This window comes from Streptomyces globisporus (genome assembly GCF_003501885.1).
Taxonomy (GTDB): Bacteria; Actinomycetota; Actinomycetes; order Streptomycetales; family Streptomycetaceae; genus Streptomyces; species Streptomyces globisporus_D.
Window position 1 is genome coordinate 1 of sequence record NZ_QWFA01000370.1, and the last position, 5,606, is coordinate 5,606.

1 protein-coding gene and 5 pseudogenes are annotated in these 5,606 nt (G+C 69.0%); 1 reads left to right on the plus strand and 5 read right to left on the minus strand.

What is annotated here, in order from left to right; all coding sequences use genetic code 11:
• Nucleotides 1–273 precede the first annotated feature (273 nt).
• A pseudogene (locus D3105_RS33565) lies at nucleotides 274–1,229 on the minus strand (stage II sporulation protein M).
• A gap of 119 nt (nucleotides 1,230–1,348) precedes the next feature.
• Between D3105_RS33565 and D3105_RS33570 the strand changes: the two are divergent.
• Nucleotides 1,349–1,997, plus strand: a pseudogene (locus tag D3105_RS33570) (RDD family protein); the annotation flags it as partial.
• On the opposite strand, the pseudogene D3105_RS35660 reads toward D3105_RS33570, so the two are convergent.
• From D3105_RS35660 to D3105_RS33590, 4 genes and pseudogenes are all read right to left on the minus strand, one after another.
• Nucleotides 1,975–2,577 (minus strand): annotated as a pseudogene (locus D3105_RS35660) (hypothetical protein); the annotation flags it as partial. The pseudogenes D3105_RS33570 and D3105_RS35660 overlap by 23 nt on opposite strands.
• 59 nt (nucleotides 2,578–2,636) lie before the next feature.
• Nucleotides 2,637–4,064 (minus strand): annotated as a pseudogene (gene ahcY, locus D3105_RS33580) (adenosylhomocysteinase); the annotation flags it as partial.
• Between the two features lie 280 nt (nucleotides 4,065–4,344).
• A complete protein-coding gene (locus tag D3105_RS33585; protein ID WP_118906572.1) occupies nucleotides 4,345–5,331 on the minus strand; it encodes a cation diffusion facilitator family transporter in 987 nt (328 codons plus the stop codon).
• Nucleotides 5,332–5,418: 87 nt separating this feature from the next.
• A pseudogene (locus tag D3105_RS33590) lies at nucleotides 5,419–5,606 on the minus strand (mannose-6-phosphate isomerase, class I); the annotation flags it as partial.

The following is a 5,606-nucleotide window of genomic DNA, read 5'->3' on the forward strand; positions in this document are numbered from 1 at the left end:
CCTGTGGAGTGGCCTTGCCTTTCGGCGGACCCGACTTTATCAGAATCTCACGGGGCAAACGAACAACCCGAGCGAATCGATAAAGGAGAATCATGCGGCCCGGCGAAGTTATCGAGAACTTCTGCACGAGCAAGGTAAACAATACGCGCTCATCCCGAACTTGTCCAGTCCGAGGCAACCGTTCAAATCTACCTCCCCACATCTGCCGTGTCAACGGGTTTTGTGGGCGAGGAGGACACTAGCAGCTCAGCAGGGGTGAGAGCACATCGGTGGTCAGGCTGCGGTGGGAAGTTCGGCGCTGCGTTCGACCGCTGCGAGGTCGCCCGTGTCGCCGGCGCGGGCCGCGCGGCCGCCCAGGATGTAGACGTACGCGAGAAACGCCAGCTCAGCAACGATGCCGATGGTGATCCGGGCCCAGGTCNCAGGGCCAGGCCGATGGCCATGCCCAGTGCGGCGCGGCCCTGCTGGGCCAGAGCGGTTCGGCGTGACAGGGGGCCCGGGTCGATCACCGCCCAGCCGAGGCGTAGCCCCGTGCCCGCCGCGACGAACACGGCGGTCAGTTCGAGCAGGCCGTGGGGCAGCACCAGGCCGAGAAAGACGTCGAGCCGGCCCGCGGAGGACATCAGGCCTATGCCGACGCCGAGATTCAGCATGTTGAGGAAGAGGATCCAGATCACCGGTATGCAGAGGAACGCCCCCAGGACCAGGCACAGGGCCGCGGCCTGCGCGTTGTTCGTCCATACCTGTGCCGCGAACGACGCCGCGGGATGGCTGGAGTAGTAGGTCTCGTACTCCCCGCCCGGCCGGGTCATCGCGCGGAGGTCTTCCGGTGCCGCGATCGCGGCCTGCACCTCGGGGTGCGTACCGATCCACCATCCCAGCAGTGCCGCCACCACGGTCGAGAGCACCGCGGTGGGCACCCACCAGTGGCGCGAGCGGTAGACCGCGGCGGGAAATCCTGCGGTGAGGAACCGGGCCGCGTCCCGCCAGGAGGCCTTGCGGGTGCCCGTCACGGTCGACCGGGCGCGGGCCACGAGCTGGGTGAGGCGTCCGGTGAGGAGCGGGTCGCTGCTGCTCGACTGGATCAGCGAGAGGTGCGTCGCCGTGCGCTGGTAGAGGACGACCAGCTCGTCCGCTTCCGCACCTGTCAGGCGGCGTCCTCGGCGCAAGAGGTGTTCCAGGCGGTCCCACTCCGTGCGGTGGGCGGTGACGAAGACGTCGAGGTCCATGGGCGTCTGTTGCTCCAGGCAAAGGGGCGTACGGGTCCGTACTGCTGCGGCGCGCTGGCGGTCAGCTTGGCAGACTGGGCCCGGCTGGGGCAGGGAAGGTCGGCGAAGGGTGGGGACCGATGAGTGAGCTGGTGACCGGTGACGCGGTCGTTCTGGGCTTGAGGCCTGCTCGGTTGCCCAGCCGAGCCCTGGCCTCCGCCATCGATCTGGCGGTGACGTTCGCCGTCTTCATCCTGGTGTCGGTGGTGCTGGGTATCGCTTCCGCCGCCCTGGACGAAGCGGCGGTCGCGGCGATCGGGGTCGCCTCGTTCCTGCTGGTCCTGATCGGTGGGCCCGTCGCGGTGGAGACCTTGAGCCATGGCCGCTCGCTGGGGAAGCTGGCCTGCGGGCTGCGGGTGGTGCGGGACGACGGCGGACCGATCCGGTTCCGGCACGCGCTCGTCCGTGGAGCCATGGGGCTCGTCGAGATCCTTCTGACCTTCGGTGCCATAGCCTCCATCGCGTCCCTGGTGTCGGCGCGGGGGCGCCGGATCGGTGACGTGTTCGCCGGAACGCTGGTGATCCGGGAGCGCGTCGCCGCAACGGGCCGGTCCGTCGCCGTGCCGCCTCCCCCGCCCTGGCTGGTCGGCCGGTTCGCGGAACTGGATCTGTCGGGCGTACCGGACGATCTCTGGTCCGCGATACGGCAGTACCTCACGCGGATGCAGCAGCTGGATCCCGGCGTGGGCCGGTCGATCGCGGAACGGCTGGCCGGTGAGCTGGTNTGTTCAAGCTCGATGCCGGGGGCCGCCAGGACCACATCGCCGGCGATGTGGACGGTGTGCTGCTCCCCGGTGTCCAGGACGCTGACCTGGTATTCGTCCACGATCAGGGGGCCGTTGTCAGTGGCGTGCGCTTCACTGTTCATCAGGGCCCAGGACTGGTCGGCGGTCCTGGGCGCGAGGACCGGGTCCGTGAAGGTGACCACGCGGACGCGGGTCGTGGGGGAAGCGGGGGTGAGACGCAGGAGACGGGTCATGGCGATGAGGAATGCGGGGGACGTGCCGGCGAAGGCGTGGGCACGGACGTTTCCTTCGGTGGCGTGGCTGCCGGTGGGGTCGGTCCGGACCCAGGTGACCCCTTCCAGGGCCGCTCCCCGTACCTGCCAGCTCGCGGCATGGAGTTCGAGGCGGATGGGCCGGCCCAGCTCGTCCAGGGCGAGGTCGACGGAGCCGAGGTGGTCTCCGGAGGGGGATGTGGTCTGGGAGACGTAGCGCCAGCCGGAGGGGCCGGGGGCGCAGTGGAAGTGTTCTTCGCCGAGGGGGGTGTGATCGTGAAGGTCGTGGAGCGAATACCTGCCGCGGGGCATGGGGTCCTTCGGGTTCCTCGGGCTGTGCGGGGGCGGTAACGGGAGCAGGCCCCCGGCACGGGGGTGCGGGGGCCTGCAATGTACGCCGCCTGCTCGGGGCGCAGCGTCGTGAGCTTGACGCCGAGCGCGTCGAGGTGGAGGCGGGCGACCTTCTCGTCCAGGTGCTTGGGCAGCACGTACACGTCGGTCGGGTACTCCTCGGGCTTCGTGAACAGCTCGATCTGCGCGAGGGTCTGGTCGGCGAAGCTGTTGGACATCACGAAGGACGGGTGTCCGGTCGCGTTGCCCAGGTTCAGCAGGCGGCCCTCGGACAGGACGATGAGGACCTTGCCGTCGGAGAACGTCCAGGTGTGGACCTGGGGCTTGACCTCGTCCTTGACGATGCCGTCGATCTGGGCGAGACCGGCCATGTCGATCTCGTTGTCGAAGTGGCCGATGTTCCCGACGATGGCCTGGTGCTTCATCCGGGCCATGTCCTTGGCCATGATGATGTCCTTGTTGCCCGTCGTGGTGATGAAGATGTCGGCCGTCTCCACGACATCGTCCAGCGTGGCGACCTGGTACCCGTCCATCGCCGCCTGCAGAGCGCAGATCGGGTCGATCTCCGTGATGATCACCCGGGCGCCCTGGCCGCGCAGGGACTCCGCACAGCCCTTGCCCACGTCTCCGTAGCCGAAGACGACGGCGGTCTTGCCGCCGATGAGGACGTCGGTGGCGCGGTTGATGCCGTCGATGAGGGAGTGGCGGCAACCGTACTTGTTGTCGAACTTGGACTTGGTCACCGCGTCGTTCACGTTGATCGCGGGGAACAGGAGGGAGCCGTCACGGTGCATCTCGTACAGGCGGTGGACACCCGTCGTCGTCTCCTCGGTGACACCGCGGATCTCGGACGCGAGCTGGGTCCACTTCTGCGGGGCCTCGCCGAGGGTGCGGTTCAGCAGGGTGAGGATGTGGGCGTACTCCTCGCTGTCCGCGGTCGACGGGTCCGGGGCGGCGCCTGCCTTCTCGAACTCGACGCCCTTGTGGACGAGGAGGGTGGCGTCGCCACCGTCGTCCAGGATCATGTTCGGGCCGCCGGTGGGGGTGTTCGGCCAGGTCAGCGCCTGCTCCGTGCACCACCAGTACTCCTCCAGGGTCTCGCCCTTCCAGGCGAAGACCGGGACGCCCGCGGGGGCCTCCGGGGTGCCGTTCGGGCCGACCGCGATGGCGGCGGCGGCGTGGTCCTGGGTGGAGAAGATGTTGCAGGAGGCCCAGCGGACCTCGGCGCCCAGGGCGACGAGGGTCTCGATGAGCACGGCGGTCTGCACGGTCATGTGCAGCGAGCCGGTGATCCGGGCGCCGGCCAGCGGCTGGGCGGCGGCGAACTCCTTGCGGATCGACATCAGGCCGGGCATCTCGTGCTCGGCGAGGGTGATCTCCTTGCGCCCGAACGGGGCGAGGGAGAGGTCGGCGACCTTGAAGTCCTGGCGGTCGGTGGCCGTCGTCATAACGGGCTGCTCCTCGTGATGGGTCGAGGGTGGGCTGTCTCTGGGCTGACTCTGCGGCGCGGCAGGCACAGGAATGCCCGGGCGGATTCGCAGTGCAGTCCGTCGGAGGCCCTCTGTCCCTCGCCCGGCTCGCTGGTGCCAGCCGGTCGACCGCCATCAGCAGCGACGTCTGTTTTCCGTATCCGAATCTACACCGAACGGCCCAGTGGGCCCCAGCCCGTTCGGGGAGAGGGGCGTGTGTGAGGGGTCACCGGGCCGATCGGGGCTGGTGTGCGGTGGGTCAGTGGCCGGAATCGTTCGGGGTCTCGGTCGGGCCGTCGAGCGTCTTGCCCGGGTTGGTTCCGGTCGCGGCGGCCTCCGCGTTGTAGATGTCCGGCTCCAGGTAGATGACCCGGGCGATCGGGACCGCGTCGCGGATGCGGTGCTCGGCGGCGTTGATGGCCTCGGCGACCTCGGCTGCGGTCTCGTCGTGCCGGACCGCGATCTTGGCGGCGACCAGCAGCTCCTCGGGGCCGAGGTGCAGGGTGCGCATGTGGATGATGCGGGTGACGGTGTCGCCGTCCACCACGGCCGCCTTGATCTTCTCGACGTCCTCGATGCCCGCGGACTCGCCGAGGAGGAGGGACTTCGTCTCGACGGCCAGGACGATCGCGATGAGGATCAGCAGGATGCCGATGCAGAGGGTGCCGATGCCGTCCCAGACGCCGTTGCCGGTGGCGAGCGCGAGGCCGACGCCGCCGAGCGCCAGGATCAGGCCGACGAGGGCGCCGAGGTCCTCCAGCAGGACGACCGGCAGCTCGGGGGCCTTGGAGCGGCGGACGAACTCGGTCCAGGAGCGGTCGCCTCGGGTGAGGTTGGACTCCTTGATCGCCGTACGGAAGGAGAAGATCTCGGCGATGATCGCGAAGACCAGGACCCCGACCGGCCAGTACCAGGCCTCGATCTCGTGCGGGTGCTTGATCTTCTCGTAGCCCTCGTACACGGCGAACATGCCACCGACCGAGAAGAGGACGATGGAGACGAGGAACGCGTAGATGTAACGCTCGCGCCCGTAGCCGAAGGGGTGTTCAGGGGTCGCTTCGCGCTTCGCCCTCTTGCCGCCGAGCAGCAGGAGTCCCTGGTTGCCCGAGTCGGCGAGCGAGTGGACGCTCTCCGCGAGCATCGACGAGGACCCACTGAAGAGGAACGCTACGAATTTGGCCACGGCGATCGAGAGGTTGGCGGCGAGTGCCGCCACGATCGCCTTGGTTCCGCCTGACGCGCTCATGAGTGCGTGGTGTCCCTTCGTCGGTGCGCGGCACGTGCCGTCGCGGTGAGGCGGCACATTGTTGCAGCCGTCCGGACGGCTCGTGGGTCAGGCCGTCACGGTGGCCCGGAAGAGTGTGCCCGGTCCCGTCGCCCCGACACGCTCGTCGGCCGGGACGAAGGCCGACTCCCCCGGTCCCAGCGCGATGTCTCCGACCGTGACCGTGCCCGCCGTGCAGAGCAGGATCTGCGGGGTGGGGGCGGTCAGTTCGGCGGGGGCGGCGCCGGACGCGAGGG